This window comes from Streptomyces griseoloalbus, from assembly GCA_014650015.1.
In the GTDB taxonomy this organism is placed as follows: domain Bacteria; phylum Actinomycetota; class Actinomycetes; order Streptomycetales; family Streptomycetaceae; genus Streptomyces; species Streptomyces griseoloalbus.
The window spans coordinates 1-854 of the sequence record BMUD01000089.1; the positions used below are offsets into that span (position 1 = coordinate 1).

The following is an 854-nucleotide window of genomic DNA, read 5'->3' on the forward strand; positions in this document are numbered from 1 at the left end:
CCCCACACCACCGGTCCCGTCTGCCACTCCACCTCGCGCCCGTCCCGGCCGACGTACTTGCCGTTGGACTCCATGTCGAGCTGCTGGAGGTAGGCGGTGAACTTCGACAGGTAGTGCGAGTACGGCAGCACCGCGTGCGACTGCGCGTCGTGGAAGTTGCCGTACCAGACGCCCAGCAGTCCCAGCAGCAGCGGCACATTGGACTCGGCGGGCGCCGTGCGGAAGTGCTCGTCGACGACGCGGAACCCGTCGAGCATCTCCCGGAAGCGGTCGGGGCCGATGGCGATCATCAGCGACAGACCGATCGCCGAGTCGTAGGAGTAGCGTCCGCCGACCCAGTCCCAGAACTCGAACATGTTGGCCGTGTCGATGCCGAAGTCCGTGACCTTCCCGGCGTTCGTCGACAGGGCGACGAAGTGCCTGGCGACCGCCTTCTCGTCACCTCCCAGACCGCTCAGCAGCCAGGTCCGCGCGGAGGTGGCGTTGGTGATGGTCTCGATGGTGGTGAAGGTCTTCGACGCGACGATGAACAGCGTCTCGGCCGGGTCCAGGTCGCGCACCGCCTCGTGGAGGTCGGCGCCGTCCACGTTGGACACGAAGCGGAAGGTCAGGTCGCGTGCCGTGTAGGCGCGCAGCACCTCGTACGCCATCGCGGGGCCCAGGTCGGAGCCGCCGATGCCGATGTTGACGACATTGCGGATCCGCTTGCCGGTGTGACCGGTCCACTCACCCGAGCGCACCCGGCCGGCGAAGTCGGCCATCCGGTCGAGGACGGCGTGCACGGCCGGGACGACGTTCTCCCCGTCGACCTCGATCACCGCGTCCCGCGGAGCCCGCAGCGCGGTGTGCAACAC

General features: G+C 68.4%; 1 protein-coding gene. It reads right to left on the reverse strand.

The features are described 5' to 3' along the window. Positions 1–854: phosphoglucose isomerase-related protein (locus IE178_RS35080; protein WP_498370654.1), on the reverse strand; the 854-nt coding region annotated here is incomplete at both ends.